Source organism: Galactobacter caseinivorans, from assembly GCF_003640665.1.
Lineage (GTDB): Bacteria > Actinomycetota > Actinomycetes > Actinomycetales > Micrococcaceae > Galactobacter > Galactobacter caseinivorans.
In genome coordinates this window covers 223,192-241,776 of sequence record NZ_QQXL01000004.1, presented here as the reverse complement: position 1 = coordinate 241,776, position 18,585 = coordinate 223,192, and the positions used below count along the sequence as shown (strand labels likewise).

Annotated in this window: 16 protein-coding genes and 1 pseudogene; 5 read left to right on the top strand and 12 right to left on the bottom strand. The window is 66.9% G+C overall.

Annotated elements, in window-relative coordinates; translation table 11 throughout:
- Positions 1–16: 16 nt before the first annotated feature.
- Both DWQ67_RS08405 and DWQ67_RS08400 read right to left on the bottom strand, forming a co-directional pair.
- Positions 17–925: a 2-hydroxy-3-oxopropionate reductase gene (locus DWQ67_RS08405; protein ID WP_121485136.1), complete on the bottom strand. Its 909-nt coding sequence runs from the start codon at positions 923–925 to the stop codon at positions 17–19.
- A 61-nt stretch (positions 926–986) separates the two neighbouring features.
- Entirely contained in the window at positions 987–1,778 is a 792-nt protein-coding gene (locus DWQ67_RS08400; RefSeq protein WP_121485135.1) for a hydroxypyruvate isomerase family protein, read from the bottom strand.
- 304 nt (positions 1,779–2,082) lie between these two features.
- Between DWQ67_RS08400 and DWQ67_RS08395 the strand changes: the two genes are divergently transcribed.
- Both DWQ67_RS08395 and DWQ67_RS08390 read left to right on the top strand, forming a co-directional pair.
- On the top strand, positions 2,083–3,603 hold the full coding sequence (locus DWQ67_RS08395; protein WP_121485134.1) for an NCS1 family nucleobase:cation symporter-1: 1,521 nt from the start codon (positions 2,083–2,085) through the stop codon (positions 3,601–3,603).
- 35 nt (positions 3,604–3,638) lie between these two features.
- Positions 3,639–4,370 (top strand): aspartate/glutamate racemase family protein, encoded by a 732-nt coding sequence (locus DWQ67_RS08390; RefSeq protein WP_121485218.1) that lies wholly within the window; start codon positions 3,639–3,641, stop codon positions 4,368–4,370.
- Here DWQ67_RS08390 and DWQ67_RS08385 read toward each other — a convergent pair.
- From DWQ67_RS08385 to DWQ67_RS08360, 5 genes are all read right to left on the bottom strand, one after another.
- A complete protein-coding gene (locus tag DWQ67_RS08385; RefSeq protein WP_158595407.1) occupies positions 4,310–5,725 on the bottom strand; it encodes a hypothetical protein in 1,416 nt (471 codons plus the stop codon). The two genes, DWQ67_RS08390 and DWQ67_RS08385, sit on opposite strands and share 61 nt — an antisense overlap.
- 157 nt (positions 5,726–5,882) lie before the next feature.
- The gene (locus DWQ67_RS08375) at positions 5,883–6,725 is read right to left on the bottom strand and encodes a bifunctional allantoicase/(S)-ureidoglycine aminohydrolase (RefSeq protein WP_121485131.1); all 843 of its coding nucleotides are present in this window, start codon (positions 6,723–6,725) and stop codon (positions 5,883–5,885) included.
- A gap of 102 nt (positions 6,726–6,827) precedes the next feature.
- Positions 6,828–8,102, bottom strand: a complete 1,275-nt coding sequence (locus DWQ67_RS08370; protein WP_233555993.1) for a DUF6986 family protein — start codon at positions 8,100–8,102, stop codon at positions 6,828–6,830.
- Positions 8,099–9,754 carry a malate synthase A gene (aceB, locus tag DWQ67_RS08365; protein WP_121485130.1) on the bottom strand — a complete coding sequence of 552 codons (1,656 nt, stop codon included), beginning with the start codon at positions 9,752–9,754 and terminating at the stop codon, positions 8,099–8,101. Before aceB ends, DWQ67_RS08370 begins: the two co-directional genes overlap by 4 nt.
- A 53-nt stretch (positions 9,755–9,807) precedes the next feature.
- Positions 9,808–11,190: an NAD(P)-dependent malic enzyme gene (locus tag DWQ67_RS08360; protein WP_121485129.1), complete on the bottom strand. Its 1,383-nt coding sequence runs from the start codon at positions 11,188–11,190 to the stop codon at positions 9,808–9,810.
- A gap of 156 nt (positions 11,191–11,346) precedes the next feature.
- Between DWQ67_RS08360 and DWQ67_RS08355 the strand changes: the two genes are divergently transcribed.
- Positions 11,347–12,120, top strand: coding sequence for an IclR family transcriptional regulator (locus tag DWQ67_RS08355; RefSeq protein WP_121485128.1), 774 nt, complete (start codon positions 11,347–11,349; stop codon positions 12,118–12,120).
- Between the two features lie 218 nt (positions 12,121–12,338).
- Here DWQ67_RS08355 and DWQ67_RS08350 read toward each other — a convergent pair whose 3' ends face one another.
- From DWQ67_RS08350 to uraD, 4 genes and pseudogenes are all read right to left on the bottom strand, one after another.
- Positions 12,339–13,967 (bottom strand): nucleobase:cation symporter-2 family protein, encoded by a 1,629-nt coding sequence (locus tag DWQ67_RS08350; RefSeq protein WP_158595406.1) that lies wholly within the window; start codon positions 13,965–13,967, stop codon positions 12,339–12,341.
- A gap of 73 nt (positions 13,968–14,040) precedes the next feature.
- Positions 14,041–14,976, bottom strand: a complete 936-nt coding sequence (gene pucL / locus DWQ67_RS08345) for a factor-independent urate hydroxylase (protein ID WP_121485127.1) — start codon at positions 14,974–14,976, stop codon at positions 14,041–14,043.
- Positions 14,977–14,978: 2 nt separating this feature from the next.
- Complete coding sequence (gene uraH / locus DWQ67_RS14050) at positions 14,979–15,335, bottom strand: hydroxyisourate hydrolase (protein ID WP_233556005.1); 357 nt, start codon at positions 15,333–15,335, stop codon at positions 14,979–14,981.
- Positions 15,336–15,821: pseudogene (gene uraD / locus DWQ67_RS14045) on the bottom strand (2-oxo-4-hydroxy-4-carboxy-5-ureidoimidazoline decarboxylase); the annotation flags it as partial. It lies immediately after the preceding gene.
- 266 nt (positions 15,822–16,087) lie between these two features.
- Here uraD and DWQ67_RS08335 point away from each other — a divergent pair.
- The gene (locus DWQ67_RS08335) at positions 16,088–16,330 is read left to right on the top strand and encodes a hypothetical protein (protein WP_121485125.1); all 243 of its coding nucleotides are present in this window, start codon (positions 16,088–16,090) and stop codon (positions 16,328–16,330) included.
- A gap of 398 nt (positions 16,331–16,728) precedes the next feature.
- Here DWQ67_RS08335 and DWQ67_RS08330 read toward each other — a convergent pair whose 3' ends face one another.
- Complete coding sequence (locus DWQ67_RS08330; RefSeq protein ID WP_121485124.1) at positions 16,729–17,205, bottom strand: hypothetical protein; 477 nt, start codon at positions 17,203–17,205, stop codon at positions 16,729–16,731.
- Between the two features lie 230 nt (positions 17,206–17,435).
- Between DWQ67_RS08330 and DWQ67_RS08325 the strand changes: the two genes are divergently transcribed.
- On the top strand, positions 17,436–18,557 hold the full coding sequence (locus DWQ67_RS08325; protein WP_121485123.1) for an ROK family transcriptional regulator: 1,122 nt from the start codon (positions 17,436–17,438) through the stop codon (positions 18,555–18,557).
- The last annotated feature ends 28 nt before the right edge of the window (positions 18,558–18,585 follow it).

The window sequence follows — 18,585 nt, the reverse complement described above, 5'->3', positions numbered from 1 at the left end:
AGGCTACTGCGGGGCGTTAGGCGGCGGCGTCGGGCGCTTGGTCCGGATCCGCCCCAGAGAGCGTGGCCAGCGTGCGGAACAGGCCGGAGTGATCCAGCGCGCCGTCCCCGGTTGCGACCGTGGAGGCCACGAGTTGGGCAATCAGCCCGCCGACCGGCAGGCTCAGCCCAGCCTCGCGGGCGGCGGAGGTGACGATGCCCATGTCCTTGTTGTGCAGCGCCAGGCGGAAGCCCGGGGCAAACTCACGGTCCAGGATCTTCTGGGCCTTCTGATCCAGCACCTTGGAGCCGGCCAGGCCGCCACCAAGGACCTTGACCGCGGCCCGCGTATCAACGTGATGCGCCTCGAGGAAGAGGATGGCCTCCGCGAGGAGGGCAATGTTGCCCGCCACGATGAGCTGATTGGCGGCCTTGACGGTCTGGCCGGAGCCGGCCGGGCCCACGTGAACAATGGTCTTGCCCACGGCACGCAGCACGTCCATGACCTCCGCGACATCCGCCGGATCACCGCCAAGCATGATGGAGAGCACGCCGTCGATGGCGCCCTGCTCGCCGCCGGAGACCGGGGCGTCCAGGGGGCGCAGGCCGGCCGCCCGGGCAGCCTCCGCCAGGCGAGTCGTGACGTCCGGGCGGATCGAGGACGCGTCAATCCAGAAGGTGCCCGGCTTGGCGTTGGCGATGATGCCCTCCTCCCCGAGCAGCACGCCCTCCACGTCGGGGGAATCCGGGACCATGGTGATGACCACGTCCGCGTCCTTCACAGCGTCGGAAATGCTCTGCGCGCCCGTGCCGCCGGCGGTCTCCAGCTCGGCGATCTTTTCCGGGGAACGGTTGTAGCCGGTGACATCAAAGCCGGCCTGAACCAGGTTCTTGGCCATGGGAAGGCCCATGATGCCCAGCCCGATAACGGCGATCTTCTTGCTCATGAGAGTCTCCTTGGAACGTGGGAAGGGGTGCGGTGGGGTGGCGTTGCTGGTTGCTGCGCGCTCAGGCAGAGGCGCGGATGAGCCAGGCGAAGGCCGCTTCCAGCGGGGCCTTGTATTCCAGGCCGATGGGGCCGGCATAGCCCAGTTCGCGGGAGCGGGTGATCCACTCGCCGAGCGGGAGCGTGCCGGTGCCCGGGGCTCCGCGGCCGGGGTTGTCCGCGATCTGGATGTGGCCAAAGTCCTTGGCGTGGTCCTGGATCACCGCCGGGACGTCGTCACCATTGACCGCGAGGTGGTAAAAATCTGCCAGGAGCTTGACGTTGTCCACGCCCGCCGCCTGGGTCTTCGCGATGACGGCCAGTGCGTCCGCGGCGGTCTTGAGCGGGTACAGCGAGGCGCCGGAGACGGGCTCAAGCAGGACGGTGCCGCCAAGGCGAGCCACGCCCTGGGCGGCGGCGACCAGGTTCTTCACGGCCAGCTCATCCTGCTCCTCTGGGCTGACGCCATCCATGCGGTTGCCATAGAGGGCGTTGAAGGAGCGGCAGCCGGTGGCCTCACCGATGGCGGCCACGACCGCAACATTCTCCTTGAACTCGGCGCAGCGACCCTTCCAGGAGACCAGACCGCGGTCGCCGCCGGGCATGTCCCCTGCCAGGAAGTTGAGGCCGGTGAGTTGCACGCCGGCGTCCCGCAGGGCGCCAACAAAGGCGTCCACGTCCTTGGTCGCCGGGACTGCCTCCGCGAAGGGCCACCAGAATTCGACCTGGTCAAAGCCGGCGGCCTTGGCGGCGGCCGGGCGCTCCAGGAGCGGCAGCTCCGTGAGGAGGATGGAGCAGTTCACGGTGTAGGACATGGTCGCGCCTTCCTGACCCGCACCAGGTTTCCATGATGCGGAAGATTGTTTCTGTCTAATGAAACGCTAAGGCGTGACCCGGCACACAGTCAAGTCTTTTCCGCCTAGCGTTTCTTAGATTCCGCATTGTGGATAAGGGTGGGGCGGCTCGATGGGTCCTGCCGCCGCCGCGGCGACCCTCCCAGCAGCCCTTTCCGAAAGATATATTTCCGCATGGTGGAGGGGTTCTCTTTTGATGCGAAAACTGCAACACTCGTCCCCAATGTAAGGCGTATCACATTCCCACCTGTTGAAAGGCTCCGCCATGCCGTCGCCAGACGAGACGCTTCACCCCGCCCCCGCTGCGGGGATCTCCGCGCAGCATCTGGGCGACGCCAACAATCCGTATGAGCTGAGTCCCTCGCTCTACAACAAGGACCTAGCGCCAACCACCCGCGAGGGCCGCACTTGGAGCTCCTACAGCATCTTCACCCTGTGGGCCAACGACGTACATTCACTGGGCAACTACGCCTTCGCCATTGGCCTCTTTGCCTTGGGCCTCAGCGCCGGGCAAATCCTGCTGGCCCTCATCATCGGGGCCGTCCTGCTCTTCGGGCTGCTCAACCTCTCTGGCTTCATGGGAGAAAAGACCGGGGTTCCCTTCCCCGTCATGTCCCGCATTGCCTTTGGTATTCGCGGCGCGCAGATTCCGGCGCTCATTCGCGGCGCCGTAGCTATCGCCTGGTTCGGTATCCAGACCTACCTGGCCGCCATGGTCCTCAAGGTCATGGTCCTTGCCGTGGCCCCCGGGGCCGTCTCGTTGGATAGCGGCAAGGTCCTGGGGCTCTCTCCCTTGGGCTGGATCTGCTTCGTGGCGCTGTGGCTGGTGCAGCTCGTCATCGTTTCCTACGGCATGGAGATGATTCGCAAGTACGAGGCCTTCGCCGGGCCGGTCATCCTTGTCACCTTTGCCGCCCTCGCCATCTGGGTCTTCATGCAGGCCGGCGGCTCCATCTCCCTGGTCAACGACAAGGTTCCCGCAGCATCCTGGGTGGACACTCTGGGCTCTGCCTCCCTGTGGGTGGCCATCTACGGCACCTTTGTCCTGAACTTCTGTGACTTCACGCGCGGCGCCAAGTCCAAGAAGTCCATTGTCCGGGGCAACTTCATCGGCATTCCGGTGAACATGGCCTTCTTTGGGCTCATCGTGGTGGTCCTGGCGGGCGGCTCCTTCAAGATCAACGGCGCCACCATCACGTCCCCTTCTGATGTGGTGGCGGCCATCCCCAACACCCCGCTGCTGTTGCTTGCCTCGCTGTCTCTGCTGATTCTCACCATCGCCGTGAACCTCATGGCCAACTTTGTGGCCCCCGTCTACGCGCTGACCAACCTGTTCCCCAAGAAGCTCAACTTCCGCAGCGCCGCCATCATCTCCGGCGTCATTGGCCTGGTGATCCTGCCCTGGAACCTCTACGACTCCCCTGCGGTGATCACCTACTTCCTCGGCGGCCTTGGAGCCCTCCTTGGCCCACTTTTTGGCATCATCATGGCCGACTACTGGATCATTCGCCGCACCCACGTGCACGTGCAGGACTTGTACCGCATCCATCCAGACGGCACGTACTTCTTCAGCCGCGGCGTGAACTTCCGCGCCGTGGGCGCACTGGCCATCTCCTCAGCGGGCGCCCTGCTGCTGGCCTTCTCCCCCACCTTCGCCGTGGTGCACGCGTTCGCCTGGTTCATTGGCTGCGCGCTGGGTGCCGTGGTGTACCTGGTCATGGCCAAGCGCCCCACGGCCCTGGTTGACCAGGACGGCGAGGCCATCGCCGTGCGCCCCACCCACTGATGACCATCCCCGCCCTCAAACTCAGGAGCCCCGAGTTGCGCATCCTTGTTGTGAACGTGAACACCACCGATTCCATGACCGCCGCGATCGGGGCTTCCGCCAGAGAGGTGGCCGCTCCAGGGACGGAGATCATCGAACTCACCCCGGACCTGGGCGCCGACTCCTGCGAGGGCAACTTTGAGTCCTACCTGGCGGCCGTCGCCGTGATGGACAAGGTGATGCGCTACGAGGGGCCCTACGACGCGGTCATCCAGGCCGGCTACGGCGAACACGGTCGCGAGGGACTCCAAGAACTCCTGGACGTGCCGGTCGTGGACATCACCGACGCCGCGGCGTCCACGGCGCAATTTCTTGGCCACAAATATTCGGTGGTGACCACCCTTGACCGGACCGTGCCGCTGATCGAGGACCGCCTCAAGCTCTCCGGACTCCTGGATCGCTGCGCCTCCGTGCGTGCGTCCGGACTGGGCGTGCTGGAGTTGGAGGAAGACCCCGACCGCGCGGTGGCGGCCATCGTGGAGCAGTCCCGGATCGCCGTCGAGCAGGACAAAGCCGAGGTGATTGTGCTGGGTTGCGGGGGGATGGCGGAGCTGGAGGAGCGAGTCCGAGAAGCCACGGGTGTGCCCATTGTGGACGGCGTCCGGGCCGCCGTGACGGTGGCGGAGTCGCTGGTGCGCCTGGGACTCACCACCTCCAAAGTGCGGACCTACGCGCCGCCGCGGCCCAAGCGAGTCACGGGCTGGCCGCTCTCCCACTCAAAGGCCTGAACCCGCCGGCGGGAGTCTGGGTCTCCCGGCTCACGGACCGTGGCGGCGAAGACGTCCTGGTTGCAATACGCCTCCCCCACGTTCTTGGTCTTCCCCGGGAAGGTGAAGCCAGACAGGGTGGCCTTCTTCAAGTCAAAGAAGTACTGCGGCCGCTGCTTGGCGCGATCATCCACGGACCACGTCACCAGCTGCCCGCAGATGGCCGGGCCCTGACCCAGCTTGGTCTTGGCCGGGACGGGAACCGTGAAGGCCTGCTTGCTCTGGGTATCCACGATCACGAGCGAGCCCTTCACTGACAGCATCAGCGTGGTCCCCTGCGCGGCCACCACGAACGCGTCAAGCGTTGGGTCAATCTCCAGGACAGCCGTGGACTTTCCGTCCAAGTCGCCACTCACCACCCCGGTGGTTTTCATCAGGGTCAGGCCGCCTGGCTCCTTCTTCGCGGTCTGCCGCTCGGAAATCAGCCCGTGGGGCCCGGCGAAGGAGCGCCCCACGTTGCTCCCGATCCGCTGGGGCTTGCCCCCGGAGAGCTTGACCTTCAGCAGCCCGATGGCCGGCGTCGCAGAAGCAGATCCGCCCTCGACGATGGGGCTGCTCCACACCACCGAATCCCCCACCATCACTGGTGCGGACGCGCCAGTGACGCCCTCAAAGGGCTTGTCCGTGCTCCCACCAAAATCCTCCGCGCGCGCCAGCAGGCGCACCTTGCCTGTCTTCAGGTCCTTGGAGAACAGGCGCCAGGTGGTCTCCAAGATGTTGTTGCCGGGAGCCTCCATCCACACCACGTAGTCCTCGTTGATGTCCAGGCCCAGGAGTTGGCGAGGCCCGTCCTGCGGCAGGATCCCGCGCGACGTGGCCAGGGGTGCGGCGGTGGTCTTTCCCACCGAGACGAGCTGAAATTGACGCTGCGTGGTTTCCGTCAGCTTGTTGTAGTTCCGCTTGGGCTGCAGCACTCCCACCATGCCGTCCTTGGTGAGTGCCCACGGCCCCAGTGACAGGGACTTGGGCGCCGCCTCCGCGGTATCAAAGCGCACGGTCTGCGACACGGGGCTCTGGCCCACTGCGTCCTTGTCCAGACGTATCTCTCTGGCCTCCACCGGCTTGCCGCCGGGCCATGTCAGCCCCTTGACCGGCTGGTGAGTCTTGCTCACCGGCGTGGCCGCGCCCGCGGACGGGCCACCCGCAGACGGGCCACTTGCCGACGGGCCACCCGCAGACGCGCCACCCGCGGACTGGCTGCCGGAGGCGGCGCTGGTGGAAGTACCGGATCCGGCGGCGGTGCACCCACTCAGCAGGGCAAGGCTCAGGACGGCGGCGGCACCTAGGCCGGCCGCTGCACGCGGGTGCAATCTCATGGGTGGTGGCTCCATCGCTTCGCAAGGCCGAAGAGCCAAGGGGCTCATGCGGCTACGCCGGCCTTAGCCCGCGCAGAATGTCAGTCTCTGCACGGAGCACACACCACGCAAGTGAACAGCGCATGGACGGCCCTCCCCCACCCGGACTCCCACTGCCTCACAGCACCACTTGGCGGTTCTGATCCTTATACAAGAGGTACCGGAACGGCCCGGGCCCACCGGCGTAACAGGCCTGCGGGCAGAAGGCGCGCAGGGACATGTAGTCCCCCTCTTGCACCTCAACCCAGTCGGCGTTGAGCCGGTACACGCCCTTGCCCTGGAGCACGTAGAGGCCGTGTTCCATGATGTGCGTCTCCGCGAACGGGATGGATGCACCGGGCTCAAAGGTCACGATGTTCACGCCAAAGTCGTAGCCCAGATCGTTGGGGTCCAGCATGCGAGTGGTGCGCCAGCGACCGTCGGTCCCTGGCATGGACCCGGGCTCCACGTCGTGCTCATTGCCAACCGCAAAGCGCGCCGGGTGCCCCTCCAAGGGCTCCGCGCGCTTACGGAACCAGTGAAAGCGAGCCGCCTCCGCGCCGTCGTTCTGGGCGGACCATGCCGACCCGGCAGGCAGGAACGCGAAGCCGCCGGGTGTGAGTTCGTGCCGTTGCCCCTCATGCGTGATGCTGAGCTGGCCCTCCATCACGAAGAGGAACCCGGCCACCTCCGCCTGCGGCTCCGGCTTCTGGGCGCCGCCGCCCGGCGAGACCTCCAGGATGTGCTGCGCAAAGGTCGTGGCACCGCCGGCCACCGGCCGGTTCAGCACCCACGCGCGCGTGCGGCTCCACTCCGGGAACACCGACGTGACGATGTCCCGCATGACCCCCCGCGGAATGACCGTGTACGCCTCCGTGACGATGGCGCGGTCCGTGAGCAGCTCGGTCTGCGGCGGGTGCCCACCGTGCGGCGCGTAGTAAGGGGCCTGCGCGCTTGGCGCTGCGGTGGTGGGCTCGCTCATGTCATTCCTCGTGATCGGTACTCGGGTGTTTGCGTTCTTCTGGGTGATGATGCCCGACGACGCTTGGTTGCGTCAGTCGGCGATGCGTCAGAGGGCGATGCGTCAGGCGTCGCGGCGCGGCGGCCGCGCGTGCGCCGCCACCAGCTCCGGGCCCATCCCGGCGGCCGCCCACAGTTCCTGGGCGCTGATCGCGCCACAGACCAGGCCGCGGTGTAGGAAGCCGGCCAGGGCACGCGCTGTGGCCGGCTCATCCATGATGGCCCCCTCCACGCCGTTGATGTAGTTGGCCAGGCGTCCCGCCGCGGCCACGTAGCCGTCGCGGAAGTACGCGTAGGTGGCCAGGTAGCGCGTGATGAGCTGGGCGGGGTGCAGGTCCCAGCCCTGCTTGATGCCGCGCTCAAGGTGACGCCGCACCAGGCGGGCGTGCAGTTGCCAGGCCGCCGGCGCCTGCTCGCCGACCGGCAGGATGTTGGTGGAACCGTCCGAGAGGTGCACGCCGGTGCCGGCCACGGCCAGCTGCAGCAGGTCCTTGGCGGCATCCGCGACGGGGTGCTCCATGGACTGATAGGCGGCGTCGATCCCCAGGGAGGCCGAATAGTCGTAGGTGCCGTAATGCAGGGAGGTGATGCGGTGATCGCCCACCCCCAGCAGGCGCGCGGCCGTCACCGTGCCGTCCTGGCCAAGGATGATCTGCGGCGTCTCTGCCTGCACCTCAAAGCCCAACCGCCGCTCCGGCAGGCCAAGCGCCTGCTCCAGCCGCCGGCACACCTCCACCATGACCCGCACCTGATCCAGCGTGCTGACCTTGGGAAGCGTGATGACCAGGCCGTCCGGCAGGCGGCCGGCGCGGTCCATCAGCGTGGTGACAAAGAGGTCAAGGGTACGCAGCCCGCGGCGCCGGGTGGGGGCCTCAAGGCACTTGAAGCGGGTGCCAACAAAGGCCGGGTCGAGGCCGCGCTGCATGGCCTCCGCCAGGCGGGTCGCGGTGATGACCGCGTCCCTGTCCTCCCGCTCGGGGTGATGGCCGTAGCCGTCCTCGGCATCAAGGCGCAGGTCCTCGATGGGCTCCGTCTCCAGCTTGGCCTGCACGGCCGCCACCAGGGCTCCGTCCCCGCCCAGGCCCACCAGTTCCGCCACGCCGGCCACCCCGCCGTGCTGCCCGGCGGCGGCCAGGGCCTGCTGGCCCCACTGCTCCGGGAGCTCGGGGGTGTAGCGATCCATCCCGACGTACACGGTGTGCACCGGCTGGCGCACGTCGCGATCTCCGGGATAGTCGTTGGCCAGGATCGCGTCGGTCCCGGCCAGCGCCGCATCTGCACGGTCAAAGTCGGCGTCGTTCAAGATGCCGTGGTGGGCCTGAGGGGGAAAGGTGCTCATGCGGTGTGTGCCCCCGGGCTGGCCTGCCCAAGCGAGTTCACCTGGTCAAGCAGCCGGTACGCGGACAGGGTCAGGAAGTCCTCGTAGTCCTCTGCCCGGCCAGAGACCAGGCGGCCAATCAGGGCGGCGGCAGGCTCGTAGAAGCGGGCAAAACGCTCCGGGTCATTCACCTCACCGCGCAGGCGCTCCACCTCCTCCGCCAGCACGGACTGGACCAGCTCCGCTGTGATCACGTTGCCGGTGTCCCTGGCCGCCACGGCCTGATTCACCTGCTGCCAAATCTGGGTGCGAGAGATCTCCGCGGTGGCCGCGTCCTCCATCAGGTTGTGGATCGCCACGGCCCCGTTTCCGGAGAGCCACACGGCGGTGTACGCCACGGCCACGTAGAGGTTCATGCGCAGGCCGGACTCCGTCACGCCGCCGTCGGCAGAGGCCACGTCCAGGAGCTGCTCGGGGGAGACCTGGACTTCCTCGCGGAGGCGGTCCACCTGGTTGGGCTTGGAGCCAAGCACCGAGTCAAAGACCTCCTGGCAGACCGGCACCAGGTCCGGGTGGGCTACCCAGGAGCCGTCAAAGCCATCATTGGCCTCACGGGTCTTGTCATCTGTCACCTTGGCAAAGGCAGCGGCCGTCACGTCAGGGTGCTTGCGGTCGGGGATGACGGCGGCCATGCCACCCATCGCGAAGGCGCCACGGCGGTGGCAGCTCTTCACGAGCAGCTCCGTGTAGGCGCGCATGAAGGGGGCGGTCATGGAGACCGCGCCGCGATCGGGGAGCACAAAGTCCCCCGCTGTGGAATCACGGAAGGTCTTCACGATGGAGAAGAGGTAATCCCAGCGCCCGGCGTTCAGGCCAGAGGCGTGATCTCGCAACTCGTAGAGGAACTCCTCCATCTGGAAGGCAGCCGGGATGGTCTCAATCAGCATGGTGGCGCGCACCGTGCCGTGGGGAATGCCCACGTACTCCTGCGCAAAGGTGAAGACCTCATTCCAGAGGCGCGCTTCCAGGTAGTGCTCCATCTTGGGCAGGTAGTAAAACGGGCCCTGGCCAGAAGCCGTCAGCGCAGCCGCGTTGTGGAAGAAGTGCAGACCAAAGTCAACGAGCGCGCCCACTGCCTCCGCGCCGTCCACCAGAACATGCTCCTCCGGAAGGTGCCAACCGCGCGGCCGCACCACCACCACGGCCGTCTTGCCGTCCTGGCGCACGCTGTATTCCTTGCCCTCCGCGGAGGTGAAGGCCAGCGTGCCGTGAGCGGCGTCGCTGAGGTTCGCCACGGCGTCGAGCACGTTTTCCCACGTGGGGGTGGAGGCATCCTCCAGGTCAGCCAGCCACACCTTGGCGCCGGAGTTGAGGGCATTGATGGCCATCTTGGCCGGGGACGCGGGGCCGGTGATCTCCACGCGCCGATCCTGCAGGGCGGCGGGGGCCGGAGCCACCTGCCAGTCGCCGTCCCTGACCTGCGCGGTCTCCGGCGGGAAGGTCAGGGTGCCGGTGGCGCTGGCCTCCTTGCGGCGATCCTCACGTGCCGCGACCAACTCGTCGCGACGGCCGGCAAAACGGTGGTGCAGCTCCTCGATGAAGGCGAGGGCCTCATCGGAGAGGATCTCCGCGGAACGCGGGTGCTGCGAGGTACGGGTCAAGGTGATGCTCATGCTGGCCTCCTACTGGCTGGCGGGTCGTGACGTCCTGAAGCGTTGAATCGTGACTAGCGGGCAACCGCCGCGACAACTGCCGCCGCGACGTCGGGTGCTACCTGCGCGTCAAAGACACTCGGGACAATAAAACCCGAGTGGAGCTCATCCGGGGAGACCCGGTGGGCAATGGCATCCGCCGCCGCCACCAGCATCTCCGTGGTGATGTCAGAGACGTTGGCGTCCAGCAGGCCCCGGAAGAAGCCCGGGAACGCCAGGACGTTATTGATCTGGTTGGGGTAGTCAGAGCGGCCGGTGGCCACAACGGCAGCGTGCTTGGCTGCCGCGGCCGGGTCCACCTCCGGGTCCGGGTTAGCCATGGCGAAAACGATGGCGTCCGTGTTCATCGAGGCCACGTGCTCCTCCTGCAACAGGCCGGGGGCAGAGACGCCGATGAAGACGTCCGCGCCAACCAACGCCTGGTGCAGCGTGCCAGAGAAGTCCTCCGGATTGGTGTGCTGCGCAATCCAGGAGCGGTGCTCATCCACGTAGTTTTCGCCGCGGTGGATGGCGCCTGAGCGGCCCGCCGCGACGATGTGCTTGGCGCCGGAACCCAACAGGAGCTGGATGATGGCGTGGCCGGCCGCGCCGACCCCGGAGACCACAATCCGCACGTCCTCCATGTTCTTGCCGACCACGCGCAGGGCGTTGCGCAGGGCCGCGAGGGTGACGATCGCGGTGCCGTGCTGGTCGTCGTGAAAGACCGGGATGTCCAGCTCCTCTCGCAGGCGCGCCTCAATCTCGAAGCAGCGCGGCGCCGCGATGTCCTCCAGATTCACGCCGCCGTAGACGGGGGCCAGGGCCTTCACAATCGCCACAATCTCATCTGTGTCCTTGGTATCCAGGCAGACCGGCCAGGCGTCCACGTCCGCGAACTGCTTAAACAGCGCGGCTTTGCCCTCCATCACGGGCAGGGCTGCGGCCGGGCCGATATCCCCCAGGCCAAGCACCGCGGTGCCGTCGGTGACGACCGCGACCGTGTTGCGCTTGATGGTCAGGTTCCGGGCGTCCGCCGGGTTCTCGTGGATGGCCATGCATACCCGGGCGACGCCGGGGGTGTAGGCACGGGAGAGGTCGTCACGGTTGCGCAGGGGCACCTTGGGGACGACCTCCAGCTTGCCGCCCAGGTGCATCAGGAAGGTGCGGTCCGAGGCCTTGCGCACGGTGATGGACTCCAGGGCGTCCACGGCGAGTTGCACGCGTTGGCCGTGGTCGGCGTCGGTCGCGTCAAAGGTCACGTCCACGACCATGGTTGAGTGGTTGGACTCGGCGACGTCCAGGGCCGTGACCGCGGCGCCGGCGGCGCTGATCGCCGTGGCAATCTCGCTCGTGGCAGAGAACGAAGCGGGGGTTTCTACCCGCAGCGTCATCGAGTATCCGGGGCTGGGAACAGCCATGTGAGTCTCCTCGTGTTTCCATGATGTGGAAGTTAGCTTCTACCTTGCGGTATCTGTGTCCCAGTGAACCAGATCACGTGCCACATATCCAGGCCGTTATGGGGGTTGTTATCCAGAATGCGGAAAACTGACACCGCGTGGCGATAGGCTTTCCGCATGACACAGGCCATCCCGGAGACCGGGGCGCGCTCCGGCGGCGTCCAGTCGGTTGAGCGCGCGTTCGCGCTCCTCGAGACCATCGCGGCAGCCGGCGGGGAGCTCACGCTGAGCGAACTCTCCCAGCGCACACCCCTCCCCCTGCCCACCATCCACCGACTGCTGCGCACGCTCGTGACCATGGGCCACGTGCGCCAGCTGCCGGATCGCAGCTACGCCCTTGGGCCGCGCCTCATCCACCTGGGAGAGGTGGCCAATCGCCAGCTCGGCGCCATGGCCAAGCCGGCCATGCGCCGCCTCGTGGAGGAGCTGGGAGAGACCTCAAACCTCGCAGTGCTCGACGACGACCGGGTCACCTACGTGGGCCAGGTGCCCTCCCCGCACGCCATGCGCATGTTCACCGAGGTGGGCCAGCGCGTGAAGCTGCATTACTCCGGCGTGGGCAAGGCAATCCTCGCGACCCTGCCGGACGAGACCGCGCTTGGCCTGGTGCAGCGCTCCGGGATGGATGCGCGCACCATCCACTCGCTCACCTCTTCGCAGGCACTCCTGGATGACCTGGCCGCCTCCCGCCTGCGCGGCTACGCCGTCGATGAGCAGGAGCAGGAACTGGGGGTGCGCTGCTACGCGGTGGTGGTCCCGGACTCCTCCACGCCGCTGGCCGTTTCCGTCTCCGGGCCCACCTCCCGCGTGGACGACGCCTTTGCCGAACGCGCCGTCCCCGCCCTGCAGCGCGCGGCCCGCGAGATTTCGCTGGCGCTGAACGCGAGGTAGGCGGGGGTACGCGAGGTAGGCGGGGGTTCCGGCGCTGGGAGCCGGCCACGCGGCGTCGGGCACCTGCGCCTACGCCGAATGCCACCTCATACGACATATGCCGTCGTGGAAGACGGCATATGTCGTATGAGGTGGCACGCGCCCCGGACCGAGTCGGAAGCCGACCCGGCGCTGGGACTCCACCACGCGGCGTCGGGCACTGCCGCCCGCCGGTGACGTCAGTGGCCGCCGGGCGGATTGGTGCGCTCGTGCGCCTCGATGCGCCGCAAGGCCGGCGTCACGGACTCTGGCACGGGCGCGTTCTGCTTCTCGTGCTCCTTGACCACCGCGGTGAGGGCCACCTTTTGCTGCGTCGCGGTGACGACGGGGACCTCGTTGCCCTCGGCGTCAATGAGCTTGCCGCCCACGTAGCTGTCGCCATCCTCCAGGTTGTCCAACTCGTCCTCCCGGACCATGCGTGGGGGCGCCGCGACAAAGACGGAACCCTTGGTGGAGTTGCCGCCCTTGATCTCGTTGAACACGATGTTGAGCAGCACCGCCATGATCGCGGCCGAGCTGATGCCTGAATGCAGGATCGTGGACACCCAGGTCGGGAAGTGATCGTAGAAGGTCGGCGCGACGATCGGGATGCCGCCAAACGCCACGGAGGCGCCGACGATGATCAGGTTGTACCCGCCGTCGTAATTGACCTTGGAGAGCGTGCGAATGCCGGAGGCGGCGACCGTGCCGAAAAGCACGATTCCCGCGCCGCCAAGCACCGGAGTCGGCACCGCGGCAATCACGCGGCCCAGGACCGGGAGCAGGCCAAGCACCACCAGGATGAAACCGCCGGCGGTGACCACAAAGCGGGACTTGACGCCGGTGATGGCGACCAGGCCCACGTTCTGAGCAAACGCGGACTGCGTGAAGGTGTTGAAGAACGGTGCCACCAGGGTGGAGACCATATCCGCGCGCAGCCCATTGGCGATGCGCTTGGAGTCCACCTTGGCCCCCGTGATCTCGCCGACCGCCAGGATGTCCGCCGTCGTCTCCGTGAGGATCACGATCACCACGATCGTCATGGACAGAATGGCGCCGAACTCAAAGATGGGCATGCCAAACGCCAGCGGCTGCGGGAAGGCGAAGATGTGGCCCACGCCCACCTTGGAGAAGTCCGCCATGCCAAGCGGGATGGCGATGAGCGTGCCCACGACCATGGCGAGCAGGATGGACAGGCGCGAGATGGCCGCGTTGCCCAGCTTGGAGAAGACGATGGTCAACGCGAAGACGAGGGCGGCGAGCCCAATGTTTTGCAGCGACCCGTAGTTCTCCGCCTTGGCGTTGCCGCCCATGGCCCAGTTGGCCGCGACCGGCGTGAGTGAAACACCAATCATGGTGATCACCACACCCGTGACCACGGGCGGGAAGAAGCGAATGACCTTGGCAAAGAACGGTGCAATCAGCAGGCCAATGAGGGCGGCAACAATCACGGAGCCGAAGACCGATTGCAGGCCGTGCACGTGATCCGGCGCGCCGGACACGATGGCGCCCATCGTGGACACCGACGCGAAGGAGGTGCCCTGCACCAGCGGGAGCTTGGACCCAAAGAAAGGGATTCCCCACGACTGCAAGATGGTGGCGAGCCCGCCAATAAAGAGGCAACACGCAACCAGAAGGCCAATCTCATCGGTGGAGAGGCCCGCGGCCTGCCCAATGATCAGCGGCGGCGCAATGATGCCGCCGTACATGGTGAGCACGTGCTGCAAACCAAACGCTAGGGTGCGTCCCAGCGGCAGTCGCTCATCCTCCGGGTGCTCGGAAAGGTCCACCGCGGCGGAGGTATTTTTGGGGTGCTTGGGGTGCTTCACGCGAACTCCTTCGTTCGGCCGTGCCGGGTGGGCCGCGACGCAGAGCGCAGCGGCCCACCCAGAAAGATGCGGGTCAGCAGAAGCCCGGGATGTTCTCCCAGATCTGATGGGGCTGCGTGTCCTCGCGCTGAATGGTGGCTTCGATGAGCCCGTACGGCCGGTCGGCCGCGAAGAAGACCTCGTTCGGGTTGTCCTGGCCAAAGGGGCTCAGGTCAACCAGGAAGTGGTGCTTGTTGGGCAGCGACATCTTGATCTCTTCGATCTCCGGATGCGCGGCGAGCACCTCCTCTCCCATGGCAAACATGGTCTGCTGCAAGGCCAGCGAGTGGGTGTTCGCAAAGGCCCTCAAGAGGCGCTCACGCACGTCCGCGTAGGCGGCCTCAAAGTCGATTCCCTGTGCCACTGCGGCGTCGGAATAGCGCCAGCGCGCCGTCACGTCCGTGGCCAGGATCCGGTCGCTGGTCTCTTTCAGCGTGGTGTAGCGATCAACCGGGAAGCCGTGAAATTCGGAGCCGGTGGACTTCAGCACGGTGAGCCCTTCAAGGCCGGCGACCAACGTGGAGACGCCGTCCTTGACCTCCAGCACCGCGGTGCGCACCTCAGACTTGTTGCGGCTGAAGGCGTGATCGTGGTCCTGGATGCGGTCCCAGAAATACTGTTCCGCTTCCCAGCGGCCGCCGGTGATCCACTCAAACTCGGTGGTGAAGTGCCGGCCCATGCGCAGCAGGAAGGCCTCCACGGACGTGAACCCGTCACGCGCAAAGCCGTAGACCGTGTTCTTTTGCGTGTCGGTGGGGACCACCAGGGCGTTGTCGCCGTTGCGGTGCGCCTCGGTGAAATCACCGTGCAGCTGCGAGGAGACGTTCAAGTCCTGGATCTGGTGGCGGTCCGTGTCTCGCGTGATCTTCACGACCCGGACCTCGGCTTTGCCGTACTGGTTCTGACCCAGAACGATCTTGGTGCTGGCGCGGGTGGCGGTGCCAGTGGCGGTGCTTGCTGTGGCGGTCATGACTAACTCCCTCGGTACGTCGAGTAGGCAAAAGGACTGAGCAGGAGAGGCACGTGGTAGTGCGCCGAGGTGTCCGCCACAACAAAGTCGAGCGTCACAGCGGGGAAGAAGGTTTCCGTACCCTTCGCTCCGAAGTAGGCGCCCGTCTCAAAAGTGATGCGATAGCGCCCCTCCCCCACCTCGGCCGGGCCCAGGTTGTTGATCCGACCGTCGGAGTCGGTCATGCCCTGGCCAATCTCTTGCCACCCGGAATCCGTGGGGGATTCCAGCGTGGCCTTGACACCGGAGGCAGGCCTCCCGGTCCCGGTGTCCAGGATGTGGGTGGTGATGTGGCTGCGACCGCCGGCGGCGGGAGTCACGATCCCCTCGAGGCGCAACAGCGCGATCTGTGCCAGTTGCTCGGCGGCTTCCGCTGCCTCGGCGGCGCGGTCCTGCGTCAGGCGACGCTCTAGCTGGGCCAGGATGTCTTCCGCGCTGCGCCCTGCGGCGCGGATCAGGAAAACGCGCTGGAATCGCTGCTCGTAGTCGGCGTTGCCTGCCGCGAGGCGGCGCGCGGTTTCAGTCTCCTGCCCGACGCCGATGCTCGCCTGCTCGGTGCGGCTCAGTTCCGCTTCGGCTGAGTTCCCCTCGGGTCGCTCGCCGATGCGCGGGTGGTGCGCCAAAGCGGCGTCGAGCTCTGAGGGGGTGAAGGCCGGCTGCTGGCGGGCCGTCGCCAGGAGGGCGTCGCGATCCGCGTAGGGGCGGCCGGCCACGATGGCGTCCACCCAGCGGTCCACGTCGACGGCGGGGCGTACCGCGGCCGCTGCGAGGTCCGCGGGCAGGGTGTTGAACAGCGACAAGTCCATGGGTGATCAGCGCTTTCCACTGGTGTGGCCGCCACCGGCTGAACACCCTTACCCCCGGGAGCAGGCTCCTGGTTTGACTCGATGTTTCGTATGGCGGAAAGAAGATTTCGTTCGTGCTTCACCTATGTAATCCAAGTCACATGCATCCTGTCAAGGCTTTGCCGCAAGAACTTTGTGGCGCCGCCCCCTTGTCACGAGGGGGCGTGACTGTCAGACTCGTTCCACGATACGATTAACAGATTCCATATAGCGGAAAGAGGTGCATCATGACTGTCGAGAAGAACCCACCGCACACCACCACGCCGCAGGCACTCCGGGCCACGGACCCGCGTGCCAGCACTGCGTCACTGCCCTCCCACGCCCATCCCGTGACGCCGGGCCAGGAACGCGATTGGCCGGACTTCCCCGCCGGCGGGTGCGATCCGGACTTCCCCGGCGGCTCCCGGCTGCGCCGCCCCTCGGGTTTGAACCGGATGGTGGACGGCCTGATGCGGGCGGTCCGCGGCTAGGAACGCGGGCCACGCGGCCCGAACCCAAGCAGGCCTATCGCCCCGAAGCGCCCTTCAAGCCCGCTCCTCGTCGATAAGCCCGCTTCCCCCACGAGCCCGACACAAGAACGCCGCGAACCACCCCGTCAGGAACCCCGCGGCCCGAACCCAAGCAGGCCTATCGCCCCGAAGCACCCTTCAAGCCCGCTCCTCGTCGATAAGCCCGCTTCCCCGACGCATACGACAAGGGCCCGGACTCGCCACAGCGAATCCGGGCCCACCATTCTTGGTGCCACGATCTCCGGCGCACAAGGTTCGGCTCCCCTGCTCAAGCGGGCCTATCGCCCCGAAGCACCCTTCAAGCCCGCTCCTCGTCGATAAGCCCGCTTCCCGACACAAGAACGCCACGAACCACCCCGTCAGGACTCCCTGCGTACGGCCTCCGCCACCACCCACCCGGCGTCCACGTACATCGGGGCCTGCGCAGCGGGGACCAGGGTGGTGACCACCTCGGCGCCTCCCTGCCACGCCTCATCCAGCGCGGCCTCCACGAGCACGGGCACCACCGCGGAATCCGGCAAGCCGCCCTGGCCCACGCGCTCCACGAGACTCAGCGCGCCCGCCTGAGCCAGCCCTTCGCCGTCGAGCATCGCCGTCCAGCGCACCCGCGCCACCGGGTGGTCAAAGACGGACAGCTCAATCACGTCATAGTCGCCCAGCGGCGCTTGGGCCAGTACTCCCTCGGAGGGCAGTGCCCCCACCCGGCTCACCGCCTGCGGATCGGCACTCAGTACTACCCAAGCGTCGGCCTCATTCTGCTGCGCTGGCACCCATTGAGCGGCGTCCTCGCCGTCTGAAAGTACCGAATATCCCTCGCGCCACTGATCCTGCGTCATGCCGTCCTCACTCGATTTTTGGGTCTGCATTGGGGGTTCAAACCCGGCCACCTGCGCCGTTGCATTGAGGCTACGCCCGCGCCAGCGTGCGGCAACCTCGCCGGCGTGCGGTCAGTCCATAGGGCCCCTCAGCGTCCCGTAGTACGCGGCTCCTCAGTAGTCTCGGTATTTGAGTTGTCGCCTTTCGAAAGTAAGATGAAGAGTCAATTACTTTTGGTTGGAGGCGCGCTGTGTCGCACATCATCGGGAGTGACGTGTCCTCCCTGCGACACGTCAACCGCGCGGGGGCCCTGCAGCGCCTTCGCCGCGCCCCGGATGATTTCCAAACGGCTGCGGACGTCGCTGAGCCGCTTGGCCTCTCGCGCCCCACTGCCGCGCGGTTGCTGACGGAACTTGCCGAGAGCGGCTGGGCTGAGTTGCAGCTGGCCCACACCGGATCCGCCGGCAGGCCCGCCCGCACCTTCCGCTTGAACCGCCACCACGCGCTCGTCGCCGCCGTGGATGTGGGTGCCAATAACGTGCTGGTGGCCATCGCAGACCTCTCCGGTGAGGTGTTGCAGCGCTCCTACGCGCCGCATGGCTTCCCGGACTCCGCTACCGAAATGTCTGACCTGGTGGCAGGCTCACTGCGCCAACTACTGAAAGAGCTGCGGGGGCCGGACGGCGAGTGGGAGCAGCTCCTGGCGGTCTCCGTCAGCGTCCCTGCGACAGTGGATCGCCAGGGCGTCATTCACCCCCAAAGCGATTCGCCGTCCTGGGCCACTCAGGAGCTGGCGGATCGCTTGCGGCGGGCCATTTCCGGCCCCACGGTCCGTTTCGACAGCGCCCCCACGGCCGCCTTGCGCGCCGAACTGGAGCACGGCGAGCTGCGCCGTTACGAGGACGGCGTGTTCGTGTTGGCCGGAGACATCACGGGCGTGGCGCCGCTCGTGAACCAGGTCCCGTACCTGGGGGCTGGCGGCGCGGCCGGCGCGATTGGCGGTCTGCACGGGGTGGATTGGCGCCACGCTACTGACGCTGTACTGCAGCGCACCGGGGCCCACAATCTGGACGAGTTGGTCTCTTGGGGCCTGCAGGAACGCCCGGACGCCATCGCTGCCCTGCGCAGTTACACGCAGGACCTGACCTCCGGGGTGGAGGTCCTGGTCCGCAGTTTTGATCCCGCGGTGCTGGTGCTTGGCGGATGCCTTGCCCCCGCGGGACACCTTGTACTGGAGCCGTTGGGGGAAGCTCTGGAACTGAAGCTCGGTGCACCACCGCCTCGGATGGTGTGTGCCCGGGTTGACCATGTCGACGCGCCGGTCCTTGGGGGACTCGCCGCCGCGCTGGCTGCAGTTGAGTGGGGCGCCTGATGTCCCACATAACCCCCCAAGGAGACCC

Coding starts and splice junctions, on each gene's coding strand:
- DWQ67_RS08400 (WP_121485135.1), bottom strand. CDS start 1,778: ATGTCCTACACCGTGAACTGCTCCATCCTCCTCACGGAGCTGCCGCTC.
- DWQ67_RS08385 (WP_158595407.1), bottom strand. CDS start 5,725: ATGAGATTGCACCCGCGTGCAGCGGCCGGCCTAGGTGCCGCCGCCGTC.
- DWQ67_RS08405 (WP_121485136.1), bottom strand. CDS start 925: ATGAGCAAGAAGATCGCCGTTATCGGGCTGGGCATCATGGGCCTTCCC.
- DWQ67_RS08375 (WP_121485131.1), bottom strand. CDS start 6,725: ATGAGCGAGCCCACCACCGCAGCGCCAAGCGCGCAGGCCCCTTACTAC.
- DWQ67_RS08370 (WP_233555993.1), bottom strand. CDS start 8,102: ATGAGCACCTTTCCCCCTCAGGCCCACCACGGCATCTTGAACGACGCC.
- DWQ67_RS08360 (WP_121485129.1), bottom strand. CDS start 11,190: ATGGCTGTTCCCAGCCCCGGATACTCGATGACGCTGCGGGTAGAAACC.
- DWQ67_RS08355 (WP_121485128.1), top strand. CDS start 11,347: ATGACACAGGCCATCCCGGAGACCGGGGCGCGCTCCGGCGGCGTCCAG.
- DWQ67_RS08335 (WP_121485125.1), top strand. CDS start 16,088: ATGACTGTCGAGAAGAACCCACCGCACACCACCACGCCGCAGGCACTC.
- DWQ67_RS08395 (WP_121485134.1), top strand. CDS start 2,083: ATGCCGTCGCCAGACGAGACGCTTCACCCCGCCCCCGCTGCGGGGATC.
- aceB (WP_121485130.1), bottom strand. CDS start 9,754: ATGAGCATCACCTTGACCCGTACCTCGCAGCACCCGCGTTCCGCGGAG.
- pucL (WP_121485127.1), bottom strand. CDS start 14,976: ATGACCGCCACAGCAAGCACCGCCACTGGCACCGCCACCCGCGCCAGC.
- DWQ67_RS08330 (WP_121485124.1), bottom strand. CDS start 17,205: ATGACGCAGGATCAGTGGCGCGAGGGATATTCGGTACTTTCAGACGGC.